Genomic DNA, 23762 nt, shown 5'->3' on the forward strand with positions numbered 1-23762 from the left:
GAAACTTCAGGTGGAGTGTGTCCTTACCGGTGCGTGCAGCAGCCATCTTTTTAGCAGTATGCTTCAAATCATTCAATCGAAAGAACGGGGGCTTTTGGGAAATGGTGAAAAAAAGAACAAGCCTGGCAGTGGTTCTGGTCCTGTTATTTGTGCAAATGGTCTCAGGACTGGGCTTCACCCGGCAGGCTACAGCAGCGGCCACCCAGCAGGACCGGGACATTATTACCAGCGTATCCATGGCGGTATATGGTCCGGATGGGCAGACGGTGACAGGCAGTGTGTATGATGTAGACTCCACCGTGAAGCTGGACTATACCTGGTCGCTTCCTAACAGCCACGGCTATAGCCAGGGAGACAGCTTCACTTTCCAGCTTCCCGAGCAGTTCCAGCTCTTCAATGACATTCAAGGCGGGCTGGAATCGGACGATGGGACGGTAGGCACATTTACAGTCAGCCAGGCTACTCATCAGGTAGTGATGACGTTTAACGATTATATCGAGAGTCATGCCAATGTGCAGGGAACCTTACGTATTAATACCCAATTTGACAAAAAAGTGATCAGCGGCAGCACCGTCCAGCAGATTCTATTCCCGGTGAACGGCGGGGTCCAGACGGTTACGGTATCGTTCAAGCCTACTGTAGGCTCGACAATTACCAAGAAGGGAATCTCCAGCGGCTTCAACGCCGATCATATTGACTGGACTGTTGATGTGAACAAGAGACTGGAGCCGGTAAGCGGCGCGGCTGTGACCGACCCGGTTCCTGCCGGGCTGGCACTGGACAGTACGGTTTCACTTGCAGTCTATCAGCTGAATGTTCAGCTAGACGGCACGGTTACACAAGGGCAACTGGTAGACAGCAGCAAATATACAGCGGATGTCTCCGGCGGGATGCTGAAGCTTCAGTTCACCGACCCTGTGATTACCGGGGCATACCGTATCGCGTATACAACGCAGGTCGTAAGCGACAACTTGTCCACCTTCACCAACACAGCTACCTTCACAGGGAACGGCCGTGACCCGGTAAGTGCTTCGGATACAGTGGTCATTGAACGCGGAGGCAGCCTTAACAAAAAAGCCGTCCGTTATGACTGGGGCACCCAGACCATCAACTGGGCTATCGAATACAATTACAATAACCGGACGATCTCCCCGGAGAACGCGGTGTTGACAGATGTGTTCAACAGCTCCCAGGTGCTCCTGGAGAACACGGTGCGGATCTATCCGGTTACTCTGAATGCAGCCGGAGAAGCTGCAAAGGGCACGGCTCTTAATGCAGGCAGTGATTACACAGTAACGCCAGTCAGCATCGAATCCGGCAACGGATTCCGACTGGAGTTCAAGCATACAGTGAAATCGGCTTATCTGATCGAATACACGACCAAAGCCGCAGACCGTGTGTTTAAAGATACGAAGATCACCAACACTGTCACTGACAGCACCTATAGCAGCAATGCTACTCAACTGATCCGGCCGATCATTATCTATAAGAATCTGTCCGGGGTGGATTACAACAAACACACAACTGACTGGAAAATCACATTCAACGGTGACAATTATCCAATGAACGAAGTGGTGGTTACCGACAGCTTTCCGCAGGGAGGACAGAAATACATCTCAGGTTCTCTGGTGGTCCGTACGCTATCCGGCACAGTGATCCCTTCATCGGCTTATACTCTGATTGTGAATTCTCCGGCTCAGCCGAATGAAGGCTTCAAGGTGAAATTCAATTCACCCGTTACAGGTACTCATACCATTAGTTATCAGACGGAATTCAGCAATGACTGGCTTACCGGAAATACGGATGATTTCATCAACGTGGCCCGGATTGACTGGAAGGACAGCCAGAACAAGCCACAATGGACAGAAGCCAGCGGGAAGTTTATTCCTAATTTAGAGGTGAAGACCAACGGGTTCAAATCCGGGGCGTACGATGCTTCGGCCAAAGAACTGACTTGGACCGTAGGCGTCAATTACAACAGCAAATTCATTGCCGATCCTGTAGTGACGGATGTACTGGGTGACGGACAGTCTCTGGTACCCGGCTCACTTAAGGTATACAAAATGAATATTGCCAAGGATGGACAACATAGCTTGGGCGCTGAAGTGGACGGTACTGAGTTCAGCTATAGCGTGGGAAGCGGTAATGAGCTGAGGGTTGATTTTGACAAAGCCATTAATTCGCCTTATTATATCGTATTCAAAACCAGCCTGGCCGGACAGCTAATTGGAACCAAGGTTCTCAATACAGCCAAGCTGCTGGATGGCACCATGAAGGTCTCCGAGGATTTAAATGCCAGGGTAGATATCCCGCACGGGAATGAATATGTGTTCAAAGACGGCGCGCAGAATGGAGATAAGCTGAACTGGACCATTGCGATCAACCGGACCCAATCCCATGTAAAAGATGCGGTGATCACCGATGTGCCAAGCACCAATCAGAGCCTGCTGCCGGACAGCTTCCAGCTCTACCGTACGGTTACGGCCGTGAACGGCGAAGTCACGAAGAGCGGTCCTGCACTTCAGAAGGATACCGATTACACCTTAACGATCAGCGCCGATGCACAGGGCCGCCAGTCCTTCGTCTTAAGCTTCCCTGGTGACATCCATTCCGCTTATGTACTGGAATATCAGTCGCTGATCGTTGCGAACACTGGCGATAAGCTGGTTAACTCTGTAAGCTTCACCGGCAATAACGTTAAGCTTATCACCAAGGAAACAACCAAGGAGATTATCGTGGGAGTATCCAGTGGTTCGGGAACAGGCAGCGGCGTCAGAGGGACGCTCAATGTCTTCAAGCTGGAAGCGGGGAATGTTGCAAAACCGCTGGCGGGAGCTACCTATGAGCTATACCGCCTGAACGGAAGCGACCGGGTGCTGGTGAATACCCGCACCACAGATGCAGCAGGCATCGCCGCGTTCAACAATCTGTGGCTGGGCAGCTATGTCCTGATTGAAACGGTTGCACCGCAAGGCTATGTGCTTGATTCCACCGAGCATCCGGTGACGATCGGCTCATCGGCCGTGCTGAATGTTACCTTGTATAATAAGCTGGCGGAGCAGCCAACGCCGACAGTGACTCCAGTACCGACTGAGACACCAACGCCGACTGTAACTCCGGTGCCGACTGAGACACCAGTAGAGACCACAATTCCGACTACAGTCCCTACTACAGTTCCAACGGCAGTTCCTACAGATTCTACGGGGCCAGAGGCTACACCTGTTCCGACAACGCCTGCTGGAGGACCGGTATTTACTCCGGTGCCCACACCAGCGGGAACATTCGAACCAGGGGTCATTATCGATGATTCGCAGATTCCTGCAGGACCAGGCTTGCCGGGAACACCGCAGCCTTCTGCACCAGCACCAACGGTGACTCCAGCACCGGCAGCACCTGAAGTGGTGACGCCAATCGACGATAATATCCCGCTGGGCAATCCGGAGGTAGATGTTGAAGACGAGGAGGTTCCGCAGGGAACGGTCTCGGGTACAAACGACGGCAGCGGCAGACTGCCGCAGACCGGAGAGAGCAGCCCGCTGCCTATCTACCTGACGGGTGCTGGCCTGATCGTGGGCGGCCTCATCCTCAGCCGGGTATTCCGCAGAACACGCAAGCAGGATTAGGCTGAAGTAGAGCAGCAGAATAGGGCTACAGCAGGGGCTGTGCCAAAAGTAAATATTCTATAGGTGGCATCAAAACCTATATCTTCTCGAAGCTGAATATGAAAAAAGGAGCGTTTCTCCCTTATTGGAGGACCGCTCTTTTTGCTCATTTCTGATGAAATCAAGTATACTTATGCACTTCATTCGCTCACTCGGGCAATTGGTATTTCGCATCCCGCTTAAACAGCGGAGCGGACGGACCGATTGTGTAAAAGCGTTAGCGGTCGCCTTGGTCTCCGGATTTTCACCGCTCAGGGGAATAAAAAAAATCTGGAGACCACAGCGATTGGAACAACGGTCCGTTTGCGGAGCGTCCATCCAAGTGCACACGTTAATCCTACTCCGAATATAAATTGGCTGTATCGGAAACCATCTACCGTTTATACATTTTTCAACTTGCATCTTGCTATACGCATTGCTATAAATGCTATAATAATTTCAAATTCAAAGTTTCGGAGGGATGGTTCGTCATGTGGAAGGAATTCAAAAGCTTCGCTATGAAAGGCAATGTACTTGATCTGGCGGTGGCCGTAATCATTGGTGCGGCATTCGGCAAAATTGTCACCTCGCTGGTAGGAGACATCATTATGCCGCTTATCGGTCTGATCAGCGGAGGTATTGATCTGAAGGGGCTAAGCTTCGGCAGTGGTGAAGCGGAAGTAAAATACGGCATGTTCCTCCAGACCGTAGTCGACTTCTTCATTATTTCTTTCTCCATCTTCATGGTGGTGAAGCTGAGTACCCGGTTCAGACGTAAGGAGACCGTCAAGGTTGAGGTTGTGGAGACACCTGCTCCGGCACCGGATGTGGTCCTGCTGACGGAAATCCGTGATCTGCTGAGAGCGGACAAGCAGCGTGAGACAGGCATTTGACAGGTATGATAGGGAATTAAGTTACATAAATATAGTAAATTTCCGAAGCACACTTGCATTTCCCGCAGTGAAGTGATAATTTTGTTGTAGGCGTAACTTGGTATTGAACTGAATAGATCAATCCTTCAGGGCAGGGTGTGATTCCCTACCGGCGGTGATGCTGTTGGAGCTGGCTTATAATTGCCGCTTCTGATGCTTAGTCCGCTACCCGCTTCGTATGATAATGATACGGACGGTGGACCCGGTGTAATTCCGGGACCGACAGTATAGTCTGGATGGAAGAAGGAGAGATTCACGCGCCGCGCTTGCAGCAGGCGGCCAAGCAGCAATGTTTTCGGATATTATGTGCGAACTTTCACAATGGTGGAGGTCCGGCGTTTATTTACGCATATATTCTTTGCTGTGATTACCTCTCGTATATCCCGTCTTGAACTCCTCCTGGAGATTGAGACGGGTTTTTCTGTTTATGGTTTGGTACACATGAAGACTACAGCCTTGGGATAGGAGGCAAGACATGGATAAGATGAACGATGAGTTTTACATGTCCCTTGCGCTGGATATGGCGGAGCGGGCACAGGGACAGACCGGAATTAATCCTGTGGTCGGCTGCGTAGTCGTGAAGGACGGCGCCATGATCGGGATTGGAACCCATCTGCAGCGCGGGACCGGACACGCCGAGGTGCATGCGCTTAATATGGCAGCCGGTAAAGCACAAGGCAGTACGGCCTATGTTACGCTGGAGCCTTGCAGCCATTACGGCATTACCCCTCCTTGCAGCCAGCGTCTGATTGACGAAGGGGTGGCGAGAGTGGTTGTTGCCTGTGAGGACCCCAACCCTCAGGTGGCGGGCCGGGGAATTGCGATGCTGCGCGACCAGGGGATTGATGTTGAAGTAGGCCTCCTGCGGGGCCGGGCGCTGCGGCTGAATGAGAAGTTCATCAAGTATATTTTGACGAAGCAGCCGTTCGTAACCCTTAAGAGCGCAAGCACACTGGACGGCAAAATCGCCACCCGGACCGGAGACAGCAAGTGGATCTCGAATGCTGAGGCACGGGAGATCGTACATACCCTGCGTCACCGCCATCAGGGGATTATGGTCGGGGTGAATACGGTGATTGCCGATAACCCTTCGCTGACGACCAGACTGGATGTGCCCGGACGGAATCCGCTGCGGATTATCATCGATTCCTCGCTGCGCCTTCCAATGGACAGCGCGGTGGTCAAGGATGGCCTCGCGCCTACGGTGGTCGTGACGACAGAGGCAGCTGATCCTGACCGCAGAGCAGCACTGCAGGCTGCAGGGGTAGAGGTCGTTGCTGCGGGCAGAGGTCCGCGTGTGGATCTGCAGGCGGCAATGGCTGCGCTCGGTGCAATGGAGATTGGGTCTATTCTGCTGGAAGGCGGCGGGATGCTGAATGGGGCGATGCTTGCGGAAGGATTGGTTGACCGGGTGGTCCTCTTCTTCGCGCCCAAGATTGTCGGCGGCGGCGCGGAAGCAGCGGGGACCTTCGACTTCGGAGGTGTGGAGCTGATGCGTGATGCCATCCAGCTTGAAGGATTGGAAGTGGAGGTGCTCGGGGATAATGTGTGTATCAGCGGCACCCCGGTTCCTCAGCATTAACCGAACATTCAGGAAGGAGGGATGGTATGTTTACCGGTTTGATTGAAGAGGTAGGAGTTCTGCGCAGCGTTACCAGCGGTGGGGAAATGATGGTGCTGAATATTGGCGCCTCGCTCATTATGGGAGATCTCAAGATCGGCGACAGTGTGGCGGTCAATGGAGTCTGCCTCACGGCAACCTCACTCGGGGGCCAGCATTTCACCGTTGACGTGATGCCCGAGACCTACCGCAACAGTACGCTCAAGGAGCTGCGCACCGGGTCCAAAATGAATCTGGAACGCGCCATGGCTGCCGGAGGACGCTTCGGAGGGCATATTGTCCAAGGGCATGTGGATGGAACCGGTGAGATTCGCAGCGTCAGGCGCGATCAGAATGCAGTGGTGTTCGAGATTGCCCCGGACCGCAAATCTCTGTTCAAATTCATCATTCCCAAAGGCTCCATTACGATAGACGGCATCAGCCTTACGGTTGTGAAGACGGAAGCCGCAACCTTCACCGTATCGATTATACCGCACACGCTGGGAGAGACGGTGCTGGCCCACAAGCGGGCGGGAGACCGGGTGAATATCGAATGTGATGTGCTCGGTAAATACGTGGACCATCTGCTCCATTACGGTTCACGCGCGGGCAATGAAGAGGATGGAGGAAGCTCGAAGATCAGCCATGATTTTTTGGCGGCCAACGGGTTTGTATAATCTATAGATCAGGCATGCGGCAGGCCGTCAGGCAGGGCGCATAGCCATTAGGAGGACAGTAGTATGAGCCAGCAAGCTGATAAAGACAGCGTTCTAGACCCGATTGAAGATGCGATTTATGACTTAATGCGCGGTAAGGTCGTTATCGTTGTAGATGATGAGGACCGCGAGAATGAAGGAGACTTCGTTGCTCTGGCGGAACGGGCTACTCCGGAAGTGATTAACTTCATGATTACCGAAGGACGCGGCCTGGTCTGCGTACCGATCACAGCGGAGCGTGCAGAGGAGCTGGACCTGCACCCGATGGTATCCCAGAATACCGATAACCATGGTACGGCGTTCACGGTATCCATTGACCACGCGGATACAACGACTGGCATCTCGGCTGGTGAACGCTCCCAGACGATTAAGGCCATGCTGGACCCCAAGGCCAAGCCGGCCGACTTCCGCAGACCGGGGCATATGTTCCCGCTGATCGCCAAGAAGGGCGGAGTCCTGCGGCGTTCCGGGCATACGGAGGCTGCTGTCGATCTGGCCCGCATGTGCGGGGCTTACCCGGCAGGCGTCATCTGCGAAGTGGTGAAGGTGGATGGTACAATGGCCCGCCTGCCTGATTTGATTGAAATCTCCAAGAAGCATGATCTTAAGCTGATCAGCATCAAGGACCTTATTCACTACCGTAATGAGAAGGAGCATCTGGTTACCCGTGAGGTAGCGGTGAATCTGCCGACGGATTTCGGTGATTTCCAGACCATCGCCTATACGAACGAGGTAGACGACAAGGAGCATGTTGCCCTGGTTAAAGGTGATATCTCCGGGGATGAGCCGGTGCTTGTGCGTGTGCATTCCGAGTGCCTGACCGGCGATGTGTTCCATTCGCACCGCTGCGACTGCGGTCCGCAGTTCGAAGCGGCACTGCACCAGATTGAAGAAGCCGGCCGGGGCGTTCTCCTCTATATGCGCCAGGAGGGCCGGGGCATTGGCCTGATCAACAAGCTGCGTGCCTATAAGCTGCAGGAAGAAGGGCTGGATACTGTGGATGCCAACCTGAAGCTGGGCTTCGCGGCGGATTTGCGGGATTATGGCATCGGGGCACAGATTCTTAAGGATCTCGGCATCCGGCAGATCCGGCTGCTGACCAACAATCCGCGCAAGATCAAGGGGCTGGAAGGCTACGGACTTGAGGTGGTGGAGCGCGTAGCGATCCAGATGCCGGAGAATAAGGACAATACCAATTATCTTCATACAAAGCAGGCGAAGCTTGGGCATCTGCTGAATTTTGACAAGATCGAACAGAATGAGAATACCAAAATTTAATCATAGATTACCTATCCTATACACGAAGGGTTGATGAGTAGCATGCCGAATTATTTTGAAGGACATTTAGTATCTGAGGGCTTGAAATATGGGGTGGTTGTAGGACGTTTCAATGAGTTCATTACCAGCAAGCTGCTCTCCGGGGCACTCGATGCCTTCAAGCGCCATGGCGTCGCCGATGATGAAGTGGATGTGGCCTGGGTACCGGGCGTATTCGAAATTCCGCTGATCGCCCAAAAAATGGCTGAAAGCGGCAAATACGACGCCGTCATCACGCTGGGCACAGTCATTCGCGGATCTACAACGCACTATGATTATGTGTGCAACGAGGTGGCCAAGGGCGTGGCGGCGATTAACCTTAAGACCGGTGTTCCAACCATTTTCGGTGTGGTTACAACGGAGAATATTGAACAGGCCATTGAGCGTTCCGGGACCAAAGCCGGCAATAAAGGCTGGGATGCAGCGACTGCCGCTATCGAGATGGCTAACCTGAATAAGCTGTTCAAATAAACCACCTCTTGACGAAAGAGCGTAAATCGTGCTTATTTATAGGTATGAGAAGAAAGCATGAACATAGATCTTTCTACTTGTGTAGCGTCCTTGCGGCGCTGCACTTTACTTTTTTTGGGCTGGAGGAAACCGCGTGACTGTATTGTACAAGCTGGAGACGTTCGAAGGTCCGCTCGATCTGCTCTTGCATCTGATTGACAAGGCGGAAATCGACATCCAGGACATTCCGGTCAGCGAGATCACCGAGCAGTATATGGAATTCCTACAGGGAATGAAGGAGCTGGAGCTGGATATCACCAGTGAATTTCTGGTGATGGCTGCCACGCTCCTGTCGATTAAGAGCAAGATGCTGCTGCCGAAGCCGCCCGTTATTGAGTTCGAGGACTTCGATTATTACGAAGATGACGGCTATGATCCGCGCGCGGAGCTGGTGCAGCGTCTGATTGAATACCGTAAGTTCAAGAGCATCGCGGTGCAGCTGCTGGATATGGAGAGCGAGCGCAGCCTGATTTTTACGAAGGAGCCTGAGGATCTCGGCCCCTTCGTTCCTGCGCAGACGGACAATACACTGAAGGGTCTGCACACCGCCGATCTGATCGCTGCGTTCCGCAAGGCGCTTAGCAAGGCTGCCCGGCGCACCTCGTACCAGCGGATTACCAGGGATGAGATCTCGGTAAAAGACCGCATCCGTGATGTATCCGAAGCGCTCCAGCGCAAAGGGATCGGCGGCAGAATGCGGTTCTCGTCCCTGCTGCATGAGGAGATGGACCGGCATGAGATTGTCACCACCTTCCTGGCGATTCTGGAGCTGATGAAGATGAAGGCCATTTATTGCTACCAGGAGAAATTATTTGAGGATATTGTTATGGAGTGGAGAGGGGGAGAGGATGTCAGTGGACTACAACACGCTGAAATCGATTATTGAAGGCCTGCTGTTTCTCTCGGGGGATGAAGGCCTGTCGGTCCGGCAGATTGCCGAGATTACCGAGCAGCGGCCCGATCTGGCGACAAGAGCGCTGGATGATTTAAAAGAAGACTACCACTCGCAGAGCCGGGGTCTTCAGGTGGTCCAGATTGCCGGAAATTACCGGCTGGCGACACTCCCGGAGCATGCACAGTATTTCGAGCGGCTGGCGTATTCGCCCTCCAGATCCTCCCTGTCCCAGGCGGCGCTGGAGACACTCGCGATTGTGGCTTACCGGCAGCCGATCACGAGAGTGGAGATCGAGGAGATCCGGGGTGTCAAATCCGAACGGGCCATCCACACGCTGGGCAACAAGGATCTGATCCACGAGGTGGGCCGGGCGGAGGCTGTCGGGCGTCCGATTCTGTACGGCACCACCAAGTCCTTCCTGGACAGCTTCGGGTTGGCCAGCCTGAAGGAGCTGCCGGAGCCGTCGAGCTTCGATACCTCCGAGGGTCTGGAAGAGGAGACCCAGCTGCTGTTCAGCAAGCTGGACAGCCAGATGACCTTTGATGAGGTAGAATAACTGCAGCGGCCTGCCGCTGTGATAGAGATGCCGTTGTCCCTTCGGGGGCAGCGGCATTTTTTCGTAAAAAATGGAGAAGTTTGCGAGATCACCGAATGTTATCCAGCCGTAATTGCCATACTAATCCAGAGGCTCCATGTTTATTATTCTAAAGTCTGCTTGGAGGTTAACCGTGTGACGTTATGGCTGGCAATACCTTTAATCCTGCTGCTGCTCGTTATTCTGCTGTTCCTGCTGGTTCTGGCGTCATCGATTCATTTTCACTTTCGTGTGCGTAGGCTGGGTAAGGATGACCGCATCGAATTCGACATCAAAGCTGTATATGGCCTTGTTAAAATTCATTATGAGGTGCCTGCGCTGGTCTTCCAGAGCCTCGAACAGGGGATTAAGCTCAAGGTGGAGAAAAGCGGAATTGCACCGGTGAAGCTGGATAGCGAGAAGGAAGGGCAGGTCGATAAGGAATCTGTAACGCAATGGCTTAAGGATGTTCGTACTGCTTTACATGCCACCCGCGGTCTGAAAAAATGGCTTAAAGACACCCTGTCCCATATTCAGATCACCAAGCTGGACTGGTCCACGGACTTCTCACTGGGGGAGGCTGCAACGACCGCTACGGCGGTAGGGGCCTTATGGGGACTGAAGTGGACGATGATCGGCGTGCTCTCCCGCAGGGTCAGACTGGTGCATAAGCCGGGAATATTCGTGGCCCCTGTCTTCCGGGATCAGCCGTCCTTTGCAACGGAAGCCGTCTGTAGCGGCAAGCTGTCCGCCGGTTATGCACTCTATGCAGGGCTTCTGCTGCTGCGCCGCGTGTCGAAGGTGAAAGGCGGTCTGGAGCGGTGGAAGAAATTGCTCAGACGTGAACGCTCCTAAATAATCTACATACTCCAATCTATAGTGGGCAAGATAAATACTGCAGGTACATTTATATACACCCGAGGAGGAGACAAACAATGTCAGATCATCCGATTCAAGGTCTCATGCAGACCGCAATGGAAAATATTAAAGGCATGGTTGATGTAAATACAATTGTTGGGGATCCTGTTGAAACGCCCGATGGTACCGTCATTCTGCCGATTAGCAAGGTGACGTTCGGCTTCGCAGCAGGCGGCAGTGATTTCAGGGTGGAGGACGACGGTCCGGGCGTGAACAGCAGCGGGTCCGGCGTCAAAATGCTTCCATTCGGGGGCGGGAGCGGGGGCGGCGTGTCTATTCGTCCAATCGCTTTTCTGGTCGTTGGCAGGGAAGGGGTACATATTGTGCCGCTGGATAATCAGACCCACCTGTTCGAGAAAATTATTGATGCCACGCCTAACCTGCTCGACAAAATTCAGAATATGTTCCAGCCCGGCATGGTTCCGGAAGCTTCGGACATTCCCGGCTCCAGGGTAACCAAAACCGTTGTGGAGACCGGGTCCGGCTCGTCCGACCATTCGTCAGCACATTAGGATACAGCGAACTCAAGAAAAGTATGGATGGTCAGGGATATCACCTTAGAAGGTGGTATCCCTTTTTTGGAGCTGTTTCCACTTGCCGGATGAAAGAGGATCGGACATACCTGCCCCATGCCCCGCATACACTTGTACAACCAGGCAAGACTGATGAACCGTTGCGTAAGGAACGGATAAGAAGCCGGAGGATGAACATGAAGACATTAACCCGAAAATCTATGCTGTCCTTACTGTTGAGTATGCTGCTGCTTGCGCTGGTGCCGGTGTCTGCCATCCGGGCAGAGAACCTTTCTATCTCTACCCATGCCAGGGCGGCGGCGCTGATTGATGTGACATCCGGAAGAATTCTGTACAGCAGCCGCGGGGATGAACCGATGCTGATTGCCAGTCTGACCAAAATTATGACCGCCCTTGTGGCGATAGAGAACGGCGATATTACGTCGAAGGTCAAGGTCGGCAAAAATGCTTTTGCCAAGGAGGGCTCCTCCCTGTACCTGAAGCTGGGCGAGGAAATGACGCTGAAGGATATGCTGTACGGACTGATGCTGCGCTCCGGCAACGATGCGGCAACGGCAATCGCCGAGCATGTCGGCGGTTCGGAGCAGGGGTTTGTCTACCTGATGAACGCCAAGGCGCAGGAGCTGAATTTGAAAAACACCCATTTTGCCAATCCGCACGGATTAGATGCTGAAGGGCACTTTTCCAGCGCGAATGATCTGGCTGTATTGACTGCTTATGCGATGCACAATCCGGTGTTCAAGGAAATCGTAGCCTCCAAAGAGAAGACGGCGGACAATCCCTATGAGAAGTGGGACTATAAATGGAGCAACAAGAATAAGATGCTGCGCCTCTACGAGGGAGCGGACGGGGTGAAGACGGGTTATACCAAAAAAGCGCTGCGCTGCCTGGTCAGCTCCGCTACAAGAGACGGGCAGCAGCTCGTGGCGGTTACGCTGAACGACGGCAATGACTGGAATGACCACGCCTCGCTGCTGGACTTCGGCTTCAACCACTATCCGCTGAAGACGCTGGTCGAGCGGGGCGAGGCCGTCAAAGGCTACAGTCTGGTGACCGGCAAGGCCTTCGCCTATCCGCTGGGTCAGGGGGAGGAAGCAAGGCTCGTCAACAAACTGGTGCTTAGTGCAGCTCCGCAGGCTTCTGCGGATGGCAATGCTGCGGGTACGGGAAGTACAACAGGTGCAGGCTTCAGTGTAAGTGCAGGTGCGGGCAGGGCAGCTGTGAATGCCAGCGGGAGTGAGGGCGATGTTAACTTCGGGCTCAGGGGTGTGATTATTTTACAGCTGGGAGAGCAGGAGATCGGCCGGGTTCCGGTGTACAAGCCTGGCCAGCTCCCGCCGGAGACCACGCCGTATGTGAAAAAATATAACGCTGCGAGTGCCTCTGCCTACCCGGCGGGCAACTGGCTGCAGGCCTTCGGCAGTGCGCTGCGGGCGTTGTTCCTCACGGGGGAATAGGGAAACGATTCTGCAAGACAAAGTATAAAGAATGAAGCGGGGGAGGGGATACCTATGTTAAATGGAATCTGGCTGGGGATGATTCTGATCGGGTTTGGCTTTGCCGCAGTTAACGGACGGATGAATGAATTCACCGCCGCTGTATTCGATGGTGCGAAGAGCGGGGTGACCGTCAGCTTCGGGCTGATCAGTGTGCTGGTGTTCTGGCTGGGCATTATGCGGATTGCGGAGGATGCCGACCTGCTGAAAAAAATCTCCAGAGTGCTGGGTCCGGTCGTCTCTTTTCTGTTCCCGGATGTGCCCAAAGGCCACCCTGCCATCGGCTACATTCTCTCCAATATGAGCGCCAACCTGCTGGGGCTGGGGAATGCGGCTACTCCCATGGGCATTAAGGCGATGCAGGAGCTGCAGACGCTGAACCCGGATAAAGAGACCGCAACGCCGGCCATGTGTACCCTGCTTGCGCTGAATACCGCCAGCATCACCCTGATTCCGGCGACCCTGATTGCGATCCGGCTGAATTACGGATCGGCGGACCCGGCGGCTATCGTCGGAACCACCCTGGCGGCGACTGCGGTGGCTACCCTGGCGGCGATTGCTGCGGACAGGCTGTTCCGCCGCCTGAGCCTGCTTCGCAAGCCGCCCGGACCGCCGCCGGTCCTGAAGACCGGGGGCGGCCCGGCGAACGGGAGCGGGGCGCTTCCACAATCTTCGGTGAAAGGGTGACCGTCCATGCTACAACTGATCAGTCTGATCTCTGCCTGGGCGATTCCGGTCATGGTTACCTTTATTCCGCTGTATGCCTTCACACGTAAGGTTCCCGTCTATGAATCGTTCGTGGAGGGGGCGAAGGACGGGTTCGGCACCGCCATTGCTATTATCCCCCATCTGGTCGGCATGCTGGTGGCCATCAGTGTGTTCCGCGCGTCCGGTGCGCTGGACTTCCTCATGGGCTTTGTAAGCCCTCTGATGGAGGGACTGGGTATTCCGTCAGAGGTGCTTCCGCTCGGTCTCCTGCGCCCGCTGACGGGCACTGGATCGCTTGCCTATACCACAGACCTGATCCGCGTCCACGGCCCGGACTCTCTCATCGGTATGATTGCTTCTACTATACAGGGCAGCACAGATACCACCCTGTATGTGCTGACTGTGTATTTCGGCGCCGTAGGCATCCGCAACGGCCGCTATGCCCTGAAGGTGGGCCTGTTCTCGGATGTCGTCGGCTTTATTGCTGCCATTGCCGTTTGTCTGCTGGTGTTCGGGTAGCGGGGCAGGAGCAGGAGTAGGAGCAGGAGCAGGAGCAGGAGTAGGAGGTAGATGGATAAGTGGATAAGTGGATGAATGGATAGATGGATAGTTTGATAGATGGATTTCCTCCACCTGCTGCTAGACGAGTGAGCGTTAAGGAGACAATAGTTGGAAAAATGCAGCTTAATTATACGTATTCCCGCTAAAGTGTTGAAATTAAACAAATTAATTGTTCTTTTTCCACTTGCTTCAGCTAACTTCCTCAAATCGTTTGGATTAGGATACGTTTATCCAATTGTTTGCCTTCAGGAGAGCGAATGAAGGGTATAAATGCACTTGATTACAGCAAAAGTCGGCCGGATGAGCGAATGAAGGGTATTGCGCCGGTGGTTGTGGCCTTCAAGCGCTGCCCCGCAGCCGCTTGCCGCTTGCCCTACAGTCCTCCCCCCCTTCCGGGAGGTGAGGACTGTTTGTTATTAGGTTTGCCCGTGCGTTGACGGAGTAACGGAGAGGAATTTTGGAACTGTAGGAGCGCCAGCGTCCGCCTGAAAGCTTTCCGTAGGAAAGCTCGCATCGTAAGCATAAGCTGTGTTGGATTTCTACTGCCGCAGGGCAGTCTAATCAAGGAAATCCAACTTTAACAGCGGCCGGAAGTCCAAATATTCCTCGGAGTTACGAATATTCAACGCCTTTACTCGCCCTCGCCCCGCCCCCCAAACATTTTAACAAACATTCCTCACCGCCCGCTCCCCCGCTTCATATGCTATTTCAGCAATACGGAGGGAGGACGACAAGGGTGGACTACAAAGGCTTTATTCTGCATCATTCCCGCTGTCCGTCTATTAACGGCAAAGGTTTTGACTTCTGGGTCGGATTGAACGGTTCAGTCTACGCGGCGCCGCTGCTGACAGACCCGGAGCATATTCATATATGCCTTGAGGGCAACTATGGGGAGGCGGAGCAATTGCCCCAGCTGCCGGAGCGCCAGCAGCAGCTGTTCGCGGCGGGGAAGCTTATACTGGAGCTGTCCGGACGCTATCAAATGTCGCCGCTTACGGTGGAGCCGCATAGCGAAACTTGCCCCGGCGCATTTTTTCCGTGGAATGATCTTGTGATTTATGCCTCTGATGGTTATCATTAACCTGAGGTGAGTAGTCGAAAATGGAAAGATTACAGAAAATTTTGGCGCAAGCAGGTGTTGCGTCCAGACGCAAATGTGAAGAAATGATTTTGGCCGGTAAAGTGGAAGTCAACGGGGAACTCGTAACTACGCTTGGCACGAAGGCGGACCCCGCAACCGATATTATTAAAGTCTCGGGCAGACTGATCCGGGGCGAGAATAAAATCTATATTATGTTCAACAAGCCCAAAGGTGTAATTACAAGCGCCTCGGATGACAAGGGCCGCAAGGTAGTAACGGATTACCTGAAAGGCATCACAGAGCGCGTATACCCTGTAGGCCGCTTGGACTACGATACCGAAGGGCTGCTGCTGCTGACGAATGACGGTGAGTTTGCCAACCTGCTCACGCATCCGAAGCACCATGTGCCGAAGACGTATCTGGCCACGGTCAAGGGTGTTCCGCACGGCACAGCGCTGGACAAGCTGAAGGCCGGCATTAAGCTGGAGGACGGCATGACCGCTCCTGCGGAAGTCGAATACAAGGATATCGATGAAGCCAATAAGGAAGCGGTGATCAGCATCACCATCCATGAAGGCCGCAACCGTCAGGTCCGGCGGATGTTCGAGGCTGTGTCGCATCCGGTTATCCGTCTGAAGCGGATTTCCTTCGGGGATATCCTGCTCCAGAATCTCAAGCGCGGCTCTTACCGCCATTTGACCAAGGATGAGATCAATCATCTGCAGCAAATTGCCAAGGCGGGAATGCTTCGGGACAATCAGACACGCAAAGACACATAAAGTTCACAATTTCCCCTCCTAAAACTGTGACAATATTCGTTATAATGTTCATAGGATGTTCACACCTTACAACTAAAGTAATGAGTTGCGTCACAGAAGGGGGTACCCCTGTATGGGCAAAGCCAGGAAGCCAATCCAAATCGTGATACTATTTCTAATCGTTCTGCTTGGGGGTTATGCTATCAGCTCCTCTGTGTTCGGGGGAGACGGCAAGCCGGAGGAAGGCGGGAAAGCGCCTAATTTTGAATTGCTTGGGCTGGACGGTGCGACCCATACGCTGGAGGAATTCAGAGGAAAGTCGGTTGTCCTGAACTTCTGGGGCTCCTGGTGCGCACCATGCGTTAAGGAAATGCCCGCGCTCCAGTCACAGTGGGAGAAATGGAAGGACCAGGGTGTTGTAGTCCTGGGTGTGAATGTGGGCGAGGATCAGATGACGGTGGACAATTTCGTGAAGCTCGTGGATATTGATTTTCCGGTTGTGATGGATAAGGGACGCGATGCGGTCCGCAGCTACGGGGTCTCCCCGCTGCCCACCACCTTCTTCATTAATACGAAGGGCAGGGTGGACAGCATTCATATTGGCCAGCTGGATCTGAGCTCGCTTGACGAGCAAATCGGGAAGCTGGTGGGACCATGAGTAAGCGAGAGCCGCTGATCAGCAACACCAAATGTGAATGCGGTCACCAGAATCCGGTAGGCACGGTTCTCTGTGAAGCCTGCGGCAAGCCGCTGGATGAGAAGGAAGAGAACGCCTCGGGGAACCTGGAGATGCGCTACGATGGGGTGGCCCGCCGTTCACAGCGGGTAAGTCCGGGAGTGATCGATAAGGTCTGGAACTTTTTTTCCTCAGTCAAAATAGCCATTTACCTGATTGTGCTGACGCTGCTGGGTGCGATGCTCGGTACGATTTTTCCGCAAGAAAGCACCTTTCTGAATATTGACGCTTCAACCTATTATGAACAAACGTATGGAACAGCCGGGAATATATATTATAGACTCGGCCTTTCGCATACCTATGAATCCTGGTGGTTCGTGACGCTGCTGGTCATGATCGGAGCTTCTCTGGTCATCTGCAGCCTGGACCGCGTGCTTCCGCTCTACAAGGCGTTAACCCGTCAGAAGATCCGTAAGCACCGCCAGTTCCTTACCCGTCAAAAGCTCACGCTGATTACAGAGGTGGAGGGTGAGCCGGAGGAATGGGTGGCACGGATCGTTCAGCCGCTTAAGAAGAAAGGGTACCGCGTGCGGACGGAGGGAGGCGCATTACTGGCCGAAAAACACCGTTTCAGTCGCTGGGGACCTTATGTAATACATATTGGCCTGATTATATTTTTGCTTGCTGTGCTTGCGAGGGGACTTCCGGGTCTGAATATGGATCAGCATCTTGCCTTCCCGCAGGGAGAGGCAGTACGGATACCGGACACCAGCATGTACCTGAAGAATGAGAAGTTCACAGTAGAATTCTATAGTGAAGAAGAGATGCCCGAGGAATTCCGGGGCAAGAAGGTCCTCCCTAAGCTCTACGAGACCAAGGCGGTTCTATATGAATGTACAGCGGACTGCAGCGATCCCTCCAAGGAGCCTCAGCTTGCGGAAGTTGCCCGGCATGACATTCAGGTGAATTCTCCGCTGAGCTACCAAGGAATGAAAGCGTATCAGTTTGACTATGATCTTACGCCTGTTCTGCGTTCCGTGCAGCCTGATCTCGTCAATGCTTCAACCGGTGAGAGCTACGGCAAGTTCAGACTGGATATGAAGAATCCGCAGCGCAGCTTCAAGGCGGGACCCTACACCCTTGAGCTAAAGGAGAAGTATATGGATTTCGGATTGAATGAGGAAGGCCGTCCGGTCTCTACCTCCCCTTATCCGAACGCTCCGGCGTTTCTCTTCCTGATCCGTGGTCCGGATCTGCCGGCAGAGGGGCAGCAATATTTCTATTTCCCGAAGCAGGTGGACAAGGAGCGCTTCCAGCAGTCTGCGATCAACGACAAGCTTGGAGGCGGCACACGGTTTCTGGAGCTTGAGGTGGGCAGTATGACGGATGTGGATTTCTCGGAATCCACCACCTATCTCAATGTCCGTGTAGACCGGGCAATGCCGTTTGTCTGGATTGGTGCGGGTATTGTCATGCTGGGGCTGATTCTCGGCTTCTATTGGCAGCACAGACGCATCTGGCTGATCGTTGAGGGCGGACAGCTGGTGCTTGGAGGCCATACGAACAAGAACTGGTTCGGCTTCCGCCGTGAGCTCGTTTCTATTCTGGAGCAGATAGACATGACAGTCGATGACAAATCATTGGACAACGGAGGAGGCATGGCATGAGCTTGCTCGATTTCAGCAGTGACGTCTTTATAGCCGCATTTCTTTTATACAGCGGTGCCTTCATGTTGTTCACCATTGCCATTATGGGCCGCAAATGGTCGGGCAGGAAGCCGGAGGAGCATACGGCACGGTGGGGGCGGATTGCTTTTATCACCTCTTCACTCGGGCTGATCTGCCATCTGGCCTACTTCGTTACCCGTTGGATGGGGGCCGGTCATATTCCGGTCAGCAATATGTATGAGTTCATGACCTTCCTATCGATGATGGTGATGGTTGCCTTTACGGTGATCTTTGCCATCTACCGCAAGATAATTCTCGGGGTATTCGCGGTCCCAATCTCCATTGTTGTGATGGCCTATGCAGCTGTATTTCCGCAGGAAGTGCAGCCGCTCATTCCTTCGCTCAAATCAATCTATCTGAATATTCATGTCACGCTTGCTGCGCTCGGGGAGTCCTTCTTCGCCGTAGGCTTTGCCGCCGGACTGATGTATCTGCTGCGGACAGTGAAGTTTGACAGCAAGGAACGCAGTGACCGCAAGCAGCAGCGGCTGGTCGAATTTACTCTGTTCTCGATCATTGTTATAATTGGGTTTCTTGGATCTGTATTTGCCTTCCGCGGCGCGGGCTATGAATCTGTTTTTGTCCGTTCGAACGTTACGATTGACAGCCCCGGGCAGGAAGATAGTACAATAGAGAAAGTGAGTTATAAAATGCCGCCGATTGTGGCACCGTACCATAGCGAAATTGAGAGCTTCCAGCCGTTTCTTGGGCTTCAGAAGCCTTTGTTTCAAGCACCTTCCTGGATGAATGGTGTCAATGCAGGGCGCAAGTTCAACACTGTGATCTGGTCACTGCTGTCCGGACTGCTGCTGTATGGCATTCTTCGGCTGGCCGTACGTAAGCCGCTTGGGAAGGCTCTTCATCCGGTGCTTGATGGAATCGATGAGAATGACCTGGATGAGATTACCTACAGGGCAATCGCCATCGGTTTCCCGATTTTCACACTGGGGGCTTTGATTTTTGCAATGATATGGGCTGAGGTGGCTTGGGGCAGATTCTGGGGATGGGACCCCAAGGAAGTCTGGGCACTCGTCACCTGGCTGTTCTACAGTGCGTATCTCCATTTGCGGCTGGCCCGCGGATGGCAGGGACGCAAATCCGCTTGGCTCGCTGTACTCGGCTTTCTAATCGTAATGTTTACCCTGGTCGGTGTTAACCTGGTTATCGCCGGACTTCATTCATATGCGGGAACGGACTGATAAGCTCAGGCTTCTTTCGGGCATGCGTATGATCCAGGGTGACGTTCTACTGTAATTGATGAAGGGGTTGTTGTGTAAATGGCTGAGCACTTGAATAGAATTCTGGTAGTGGATGACGAAGAACGCATCCGCCGCCTGCTCAAAATGTATCTTGAAAAAGAAGGCTATGAGATTGATGAGGCGGAGGACGGGGAAATCGCCCTGCGCAAAGCAACCGCCAATGACTACGGTCTGATTCTGCTGGATGTGATGCTGCCCGGTATTGACGGGATTGAAGTGCTGACCCGGCTCAGAGGCGTGAAATCCACACCGGTCCTGATGCTTACTGCTAAGGGCGAGGAGATCAACCGGGTTCAGGGCTTTGAGATGGGAGCAGACGATTATGTCGTCAAGCCGTTCAGTCCGCGTGAGGTGATCTACCGGGTGAAGGCGATCATGCGCCGTTCTTCCGCAACAGCATTTTTGTCCAAAGAGAGTAATTCAAGCAACAATATCGTGTTCCCGTTCCTTATTATTGAGCATGATGCACACCGCGTAAGCGCAGGGGGCCAAGAGGTAAGTCTGACGCCCAAGGAATACGAGCTGCTGCATTATCTGGCCATCTCACCGGACAAGGTATTCTCGCGTGAGGAGCTGCTGAAGGATGTATGGAATTACGAATTCTTCGGAGATCTCCGCACCGTGGATACCCATGTCAAGCGTCTGCGTGAAAAACTGAATAAGGTATCCCCGGAATCGGCAGCAATGATTACAACGGTATGGGGAGTAGGCTATAAGCTTGAGGTGCCTAAATAAGTGAACTTCTGGAGAAGCCTTGTCGGTAAGCTGTGGATCACGATCATCTTTCTGGTTGCTGTCGTGCTCATTACACTCGGGCTGTTCCTGCTGCCTTACATCGACAGTAATTTCACCAACTCCGGGGCAATCAAGCGCTTGTTCATGTATACGTGCATGATCGGGTTCTCTTTGACCACCTTCTTTGCCCTGTTCCTGTTCACGAAGATCACTCAGCCGATGCAGCAGGTTATTGAAGCAGCGAATGACATCCGCCGCGGCGAATATGGAACAAGACTGACCCTGGTTACGAGCGATGAGATCGGCCAGCTCGCGACATCGTTTAACCACATGGCGGAAGAGCTGGAAGAGAATATACGCAGTCTGAATAATGAAAAAGGGCATTTATCCAGTGTCCTGCGCAGCATGAGCGATGCGGTGATCACCTTCGATATCGAAGGCCGGATCATCCTCACCAATCCGCATGGCCAGACCCTCCTCGAAACGTGGAGTGATCTTACCTGGGAGGAGGAAGAGGAAAACGGACCTGTTCCGAAGGCCTCTGCTTCCAGCGAGGTCCCGCCGCCGCTGCGTCCACTATTCCTCAGCACCCTTGAGAACGGGGGCGATCAGCGCTCCAATGTCCATGTCCGGCAGGGGGTATGGTCGGTGCACATGGCACCGCTCTATTCGGAAGATCATCTGCGCGGAGCCGTTGCTGTTCTTCGTGATGTGACGGAAGAGGTGCGGCTGGAGAAGATGCGGCGGGATTTCGTGGCGAATGTATCCCATGAGATCCGCACCCCGCTCTCGATGATGCAGGGCTATAGTGAAGCGCTGCTGGACGGAATGGCCTCCTCACCGGAGGAGAGCAGTGAGCTGGTTCAGGTCATTCATGATGAATCCTTGCGTATGGGCCGTCTGGTGAAGGATCTGCTGGACCTGGCGCGTATGGAAGCAGGACATACGGATATGCTTAAGGCTCAGGTTGATGTGGGAGAATTGCTGGAGCGGGTATACCGCAAATTCTCCGTCAGAGCCAAGGAGCGGGATATTATGCTTGAACTGAAGCGCCCGGAGCAGGAGCTGCTGCTGGGAGCTGCCGATGAAGACAAGCTGGAGCAGGTGCTGACCAATCTGCTGGATAATGCCTTCCGCCATACTCCGGCTGACCGGAGAATCTCCATTCTGGCAGGCACAGTAGTGTTGGAAGGCAGAAGTCTGGTGGAGATCGCGATCAGAGATCAAGGGGCCGGAATCAATCCTGAGGATCTGCCGTTTATCTTCGAACGCTTCTACAAAGCCGACAAGGCCCGCCTGCGGGGAGAATCGGGCGGTACGGGGCTGGGGCTGGCAATCGTGAAGAATATCGTCGAATCGCATCACGGCAGTATTTATGCCACCAGCAAGCTGGGAGAGGGCACCACGTTTACCCTGCGGCTTCCTGTCGAAAAACAGTAAACCAAGACCATGCATGACAGCGCCTCTGAGAGCAGAGGTGCTTTTTGTTGAAATCACCACATTAATATTGTTCATCGTGAAACATATATTTCAAGCTAAGGCTTGCAGGAGGCTGGGCATTATGATTTTATCCTTGGACCAAGGTACTACCAGCTCACGGGCAATTCTCTTCGATGCAGAGGCAGAAGTGATCTCGCAGGGACAATATGAGATCAAGCAATCCTTTCCCCGCCCGGGCTGGGTTGAGCATGACCCGGAGCAGATCTGGGAGAGTCAGCTTGCCGCAGCCAGAGATGCCATTGCAGCAAGCTCTGAACCGGCTGATTACATAACAGCTATCGGCATTACCAACCAGCGGGAGACGGCTCTCATTTGGGATAAAATTACAGGTGAGCCGATCTACCCGGCAATTGTCTGGCAGGACCGGCGGACAGCAGATCAATGTGAGGAGCTGAAGTCACGCGGGATGGCCGGAGTCATTGCGGATAAGACAGGGCTGGTCATTGACGCGTATTTCTCGGCGACTAAGCTGGCGTGGATTCTGGATCATGTACCGGGAGCAAGGGAGCGTGCTGGCAAAGGAGAGCTCCTGGCAGGGACGATAGATACCTGGCTGATCTGGAAGCTGACCGGAGGCGCCGTACACGCTACAGACGTTACCAACGCTTCAAGAACGATGATGTATAACCTGCATGAGCGTCAGTGGGATGAAGAGCTGATGGACACGCTGCGCATTCCGCCGTCCATTCTGCCGGAGGTGAGGATGTCGGGCGGAGATTTCGGTATTTGTGACCAGCAATGGTTCGGACTGGAGATTCCTATCCGGTCGGTGCTGGGGGATCAGCAGGCGGCACTCTTTGGCCATACCTGCCTGGAAGCCGGCAGTGCCAAGAATACCTATGGAACCGGCTGCTTCATCCTCATGAATACAGGCACTGAAGCTGTGGCCTCCAGCCACGGCCTGTTGACCACGGTAGCCTGGGGTATGGGCGATGATCTCTATTATGCGCTGGAGGGCAGTGTGTTTGTCGCTGGAGCGGCTGTGCAGTGGCTGCAAGAGGGGCTGGGGTTGATTGTTGCGCCTGCTGACTCGGAAGAGAAGGCCAGTGAAGTGGAGGAGAGTGAAGGGGTTGTGGTGGTACCGGCCTTTACCGGACTGGGTGCGCCTTACTGGGATATGTATGCGCGTGGCGCCATATTCGGCTTGACGCGAGGCACCACCTCTGCCCATCTGGTAAGGGCGACGCTGGAATCCCTGGCCTTCCAGTCCCGTGATGTCATCGATGCCATGCAAAAGGACGCCGGCATGCCGCTCACCGGCCTGAGAGTGGACGGTGGTGCGGTGCGCAACAATCTGCTCATGCAGTTCCAGGCCGATATTCTGGGCAGTGAGGTGACACGTACAACCTATGCGGAGACTACAGCGCTTGGCGCTGCGCTGCTCGCCGGGCTCACCTCCGGGGTATGGACCCGTGAGCAGCTGGAGAGCTTCAACACCGCTGAGAAGGTCTTCTCGCCGCAGATGGAGCCGGAAGAGCGGGAACGCAGATACGGCGCCTGGCAGGACGCTGTGTCGCGTACGATGGGCTGGGAGAAGCATGAGGGCAACCACGAAGGCAGACTTTAGAGACAAGAACAGAAACGGCCCGCAAGCAGTAACTCTGCTGCGGGCCGTTTTTTACTCA

General features: G+C 53.8%; 21 protein-coding genes and 1 riboswitch. All 21 genes read left to right on the forward strand.

Translation table 11 applies throughout. The features are described from left to right. Window positions 1-101 precede the first annotated feature (101 nt). The 21 genes from MKX63_RS16010 (at window position 102) to glpK (ending at window position 23704) form a co-directional block, all read left to right on the forward strand. Window positions 102-3623 carry a collagen binding domain-containing protein gene (locus tag MKX63_RS16010; RefSeq protein WP_341018253.1) on the forward strand — a complete coding sequence of 1174 codons (3522 nt, stop codon included), beginning with the start codon at window positions 102-104 and terminating at the stop codon, window positions 3621-3623. Window positions 3624-4132: 509 nt separating this feature from the next. After that, window positions 4133-4534 (forward strand): large conductance mechanosensitive channel protein MscL, encoded by a 402-nt coding sequence (gene mscL / locus MKX63_RS16015; protein ID WP_341018255.1) that lies wholly within the window; start codon window positions 4133-4135, stop codon window positions 4532-4534. A 117-nt stretch (window positions 4535-4651) separates the two neighbouring features. Next, a riboswitch (FMN riboswitch) is annotated at window positions 4652-4825 on the forward strand. Between the two features lie 223 nt (window positions 4826-5048). Further along, window positions 5049-6155: a bifunctional diaminohydroxyphosphoribosylaminopyrimidine deaminase/5-amino-6-(5-phosphoribosylamino)uracil reductase RibD gene (ribD, locus tag MKX63_RS16020; protein ID WP_341018256.1), complete on the forward strand. Its 1107-nt coding sequence runs from the start codon at window positions 5049-5051 to the stop codon at window positions 6153-6155. A 26-nt stretch (window positions 6156-6181) separates the two neighbouring features. Then, window positions 6182-6850, forward strand: coding sequence for a riboflavin synthase (gene ribE, locus MKX63_RS16025; protein WP_341018257.1), 669 nt, complete (start codon window positions 6182-6184; stop codon window positions 6848-6850). A 63-nt stretch (window positions 6851-6913) separates the two neighbouring features. After that, on the forward strand, window positions 6914-8167 hold the full coding sequence (locus tag MKX63_RS16030; RefSeq protein WP_341018258.1) for a bifunctional 3,4-dihydroxy-2-butanone-4-phosphate synthase/GTP cyclohydrolase II: 1254 nt from the start codon (window positions 6914-6916) through the stop codon (window positions 8165-8167). 42 nt (window positions 8168-8209) lie between these two features. Then, window positions 8210-8677, forward strand: a complete 468-nt coding sequence (ribH, locus tag MKX63_RS16035; protein ID WP_036727378.1) for a 6,7-dimethyl-8-ribityllumazine synthase — start codon at window positions 8210-8212, stop codon at window positions 8675-8677. Window positions 8678-8810: 133 nt separating this feature from the next. Then, the gene (locus MKX63_RS16040) at window positions 8811-9602 is read left to right on the forward strand and encodes a segregation and condensation protein A (protein WP_341018259.1); all 792 of its coding nucleotides are present in this window, start codon (window positions 8811-8813) and stop codon (window positions 9600-9602) included. Further along, the gene (scpB, locus tag MKX63_RS16045; RefSeq protein ID WP_036698207.1) at window positions 9571-10167 is read left to right on the forward strand and encodes an SMC-Scp complex subunit ScpB; all 597 of its coding nucleotides are present in this window, start codon (window positions 9571-9573) and stop codon (window positions 10165-10167) included. The genes MKX63_RS16040 and scpB overlap by 32 nt, the downstream gene beginning before the upstream one ends. Window positions 10168-10341: 174 nt before the next feature. Further along, window positions 10342-11040, forward strand: coding sequence for a DUF2953 domain-containing protein (locus MKX63_RS16050; RefSeq protein WP_341018260.1), 699 nt, complete (start codon window positions 10342-10344; stop codon window positions 11038-11040). 80 nt (window positions 11041-11120) lie between these two features. Next, window positions 11121-11615: a GerW family sporulation protein gene (gene ytfJ, locus MKX63_RS16055; RefSeq protein WP_341018261.1), complete on the forward strand. Its 495-nt coding sequence runs from the start codon at window positions 11121-11123 to the stop codon at window positions 11613-11615. A 191-nt stretch (window positions 11616-11806) separates the two neighbouring features. Next, window positions 11807-13093: a D-alanyl-D-alanine carboxypeptidase family protein gene (locus MKX63_RS16060; protein ID WP_341018262.1), complete on the forward strand. Its 1287-nt coding sequence runs from the start codon at window positions 11807-11809 to the stop codon at window positions 13091-13093. 54 nt (window positions 13094-13147) lie between these two features. Next, window positions 13148-13819: a nucleoside recognition domain-containing protein gene (locus MKX63_RS16065; protein WP_341018263.1), complete on the forward strand. Its 672-nt coding sequence runs from the start codon at window positions 13148-13150 to the stop codon at window positions 13817-13819. Window positions 13820-13825: 6 nt separating this feature from the next. After that, on the forward strand, window positions 13826-14359 hold the full coding sequence (locus MKX63_RS16070) for a spore maturation protein (RefSeq protein WP_036727371.1): 534 nt from the start codon (window positions 13826-13828) through the stop codon (window positions 14357-14359). 778 nt (window positions 14360-15137) lie between these two features. Further along, window positions 15138-15482: an N-acetylmuramoyl-L-alanine amidase gene (locus MKX63_RS16075; protein ID WP_076079153.1), complete on the forward strand. Its 345-nt coding sequence runs from the start codon at window positions 15138-15140 to the stop codon at window positions 15480-15482. A 20-nt stretch (window positions 15483-15502) separates the two neighbouring features. Beyond that, a complete protein-coding gene (locus MKX63_RS16080; RefSeq protein WP_036727368.1) occupies window positions 15503-16261 on the forward strand; it encodes a pseudouridine synthase in 759 nt (252 codons plus the stop codon). A gap of 112 nt (window positions 16262-16373) precedes the next feature. Beyond that, window positions 16374-16898, forward strand: a complete 525-nt coding sequence (resA, locus tag MKX63_RS16085) for a thiol-disulfide oxidoreductase ResA (protein WP_341018265.1) — start codon at window positions 16374-16376, stop codon at window positions 16896-16898. Then, window positions 16895-18583: a cytochrome c biogenesis protein ResB gene (resB, locus tag MKX63_RS16090; protein WP_341018267.1), complete on the forward strand. Its 1689-nt coding sequence runs from the start codon at window positions 16895-16897 to the stop codon at window positions 18581-18583. Before resA ends, resB begins: the two co-directional genes overlap by 4 nt. Continuing rightward, a complete protein-coding gene (gene ccsA / locus MKX63_RS16095) occupies window positions 18580-19842 on the forward strand; it encodes a cytochrome c biogenesis protein CcsA (protein WP_341018268.1) in 1263 nt (420 codons plus the stop codon). The genes resB and ccsA overlap by 4 nt, the downstream gene beginning before the upstream one ends. A 78-nt stretch (window positions 19843-19920) precedes the next feature. Next, complete coding sequence (locus MKX63_RS16100; protein WP_036727360.1) at window positions 19921-20637, forward strand: response regulator transcription factor; 717 nt, start codon at window positions 19921-19923, stop codon at window positions 20635-20637. After that, window positions 20638-22077, forward strand: a complete 1440-nt coding sequence (locus MKX63_RS16105) for an ATP-binding protein (RefSeq protein WP_341018269.1) — start codon at window positions 20638-20640, stop codon at window positions 22075-22077. Window positions 22078-22198: 121 nt separating this feature from the next. Continuing rightward, window positions 22199-23704 (forward strand): glycerol kinase GlpK, encoded by a 1506-nt coding sequence (gene glpK, locus MKX63_RS16110; protein ID WP_341018270.1) that lies wholly within the window; start codon window positions 22199-22201, stop codon window positions 23702-23704. Window positions 23705-23762 lie beyond the last annotated feature (58 nt).

The sequence above is a fragment of the Paenibacillus sp. FSL R7-0179 genome (assembly GCF_038002265.1).
Classification (GTDB): domain Bacteria; phylum Bacillota; class Bacilli; order Paenibacillales; family Paenibacillaceae; genus Paenibacillus_AQ.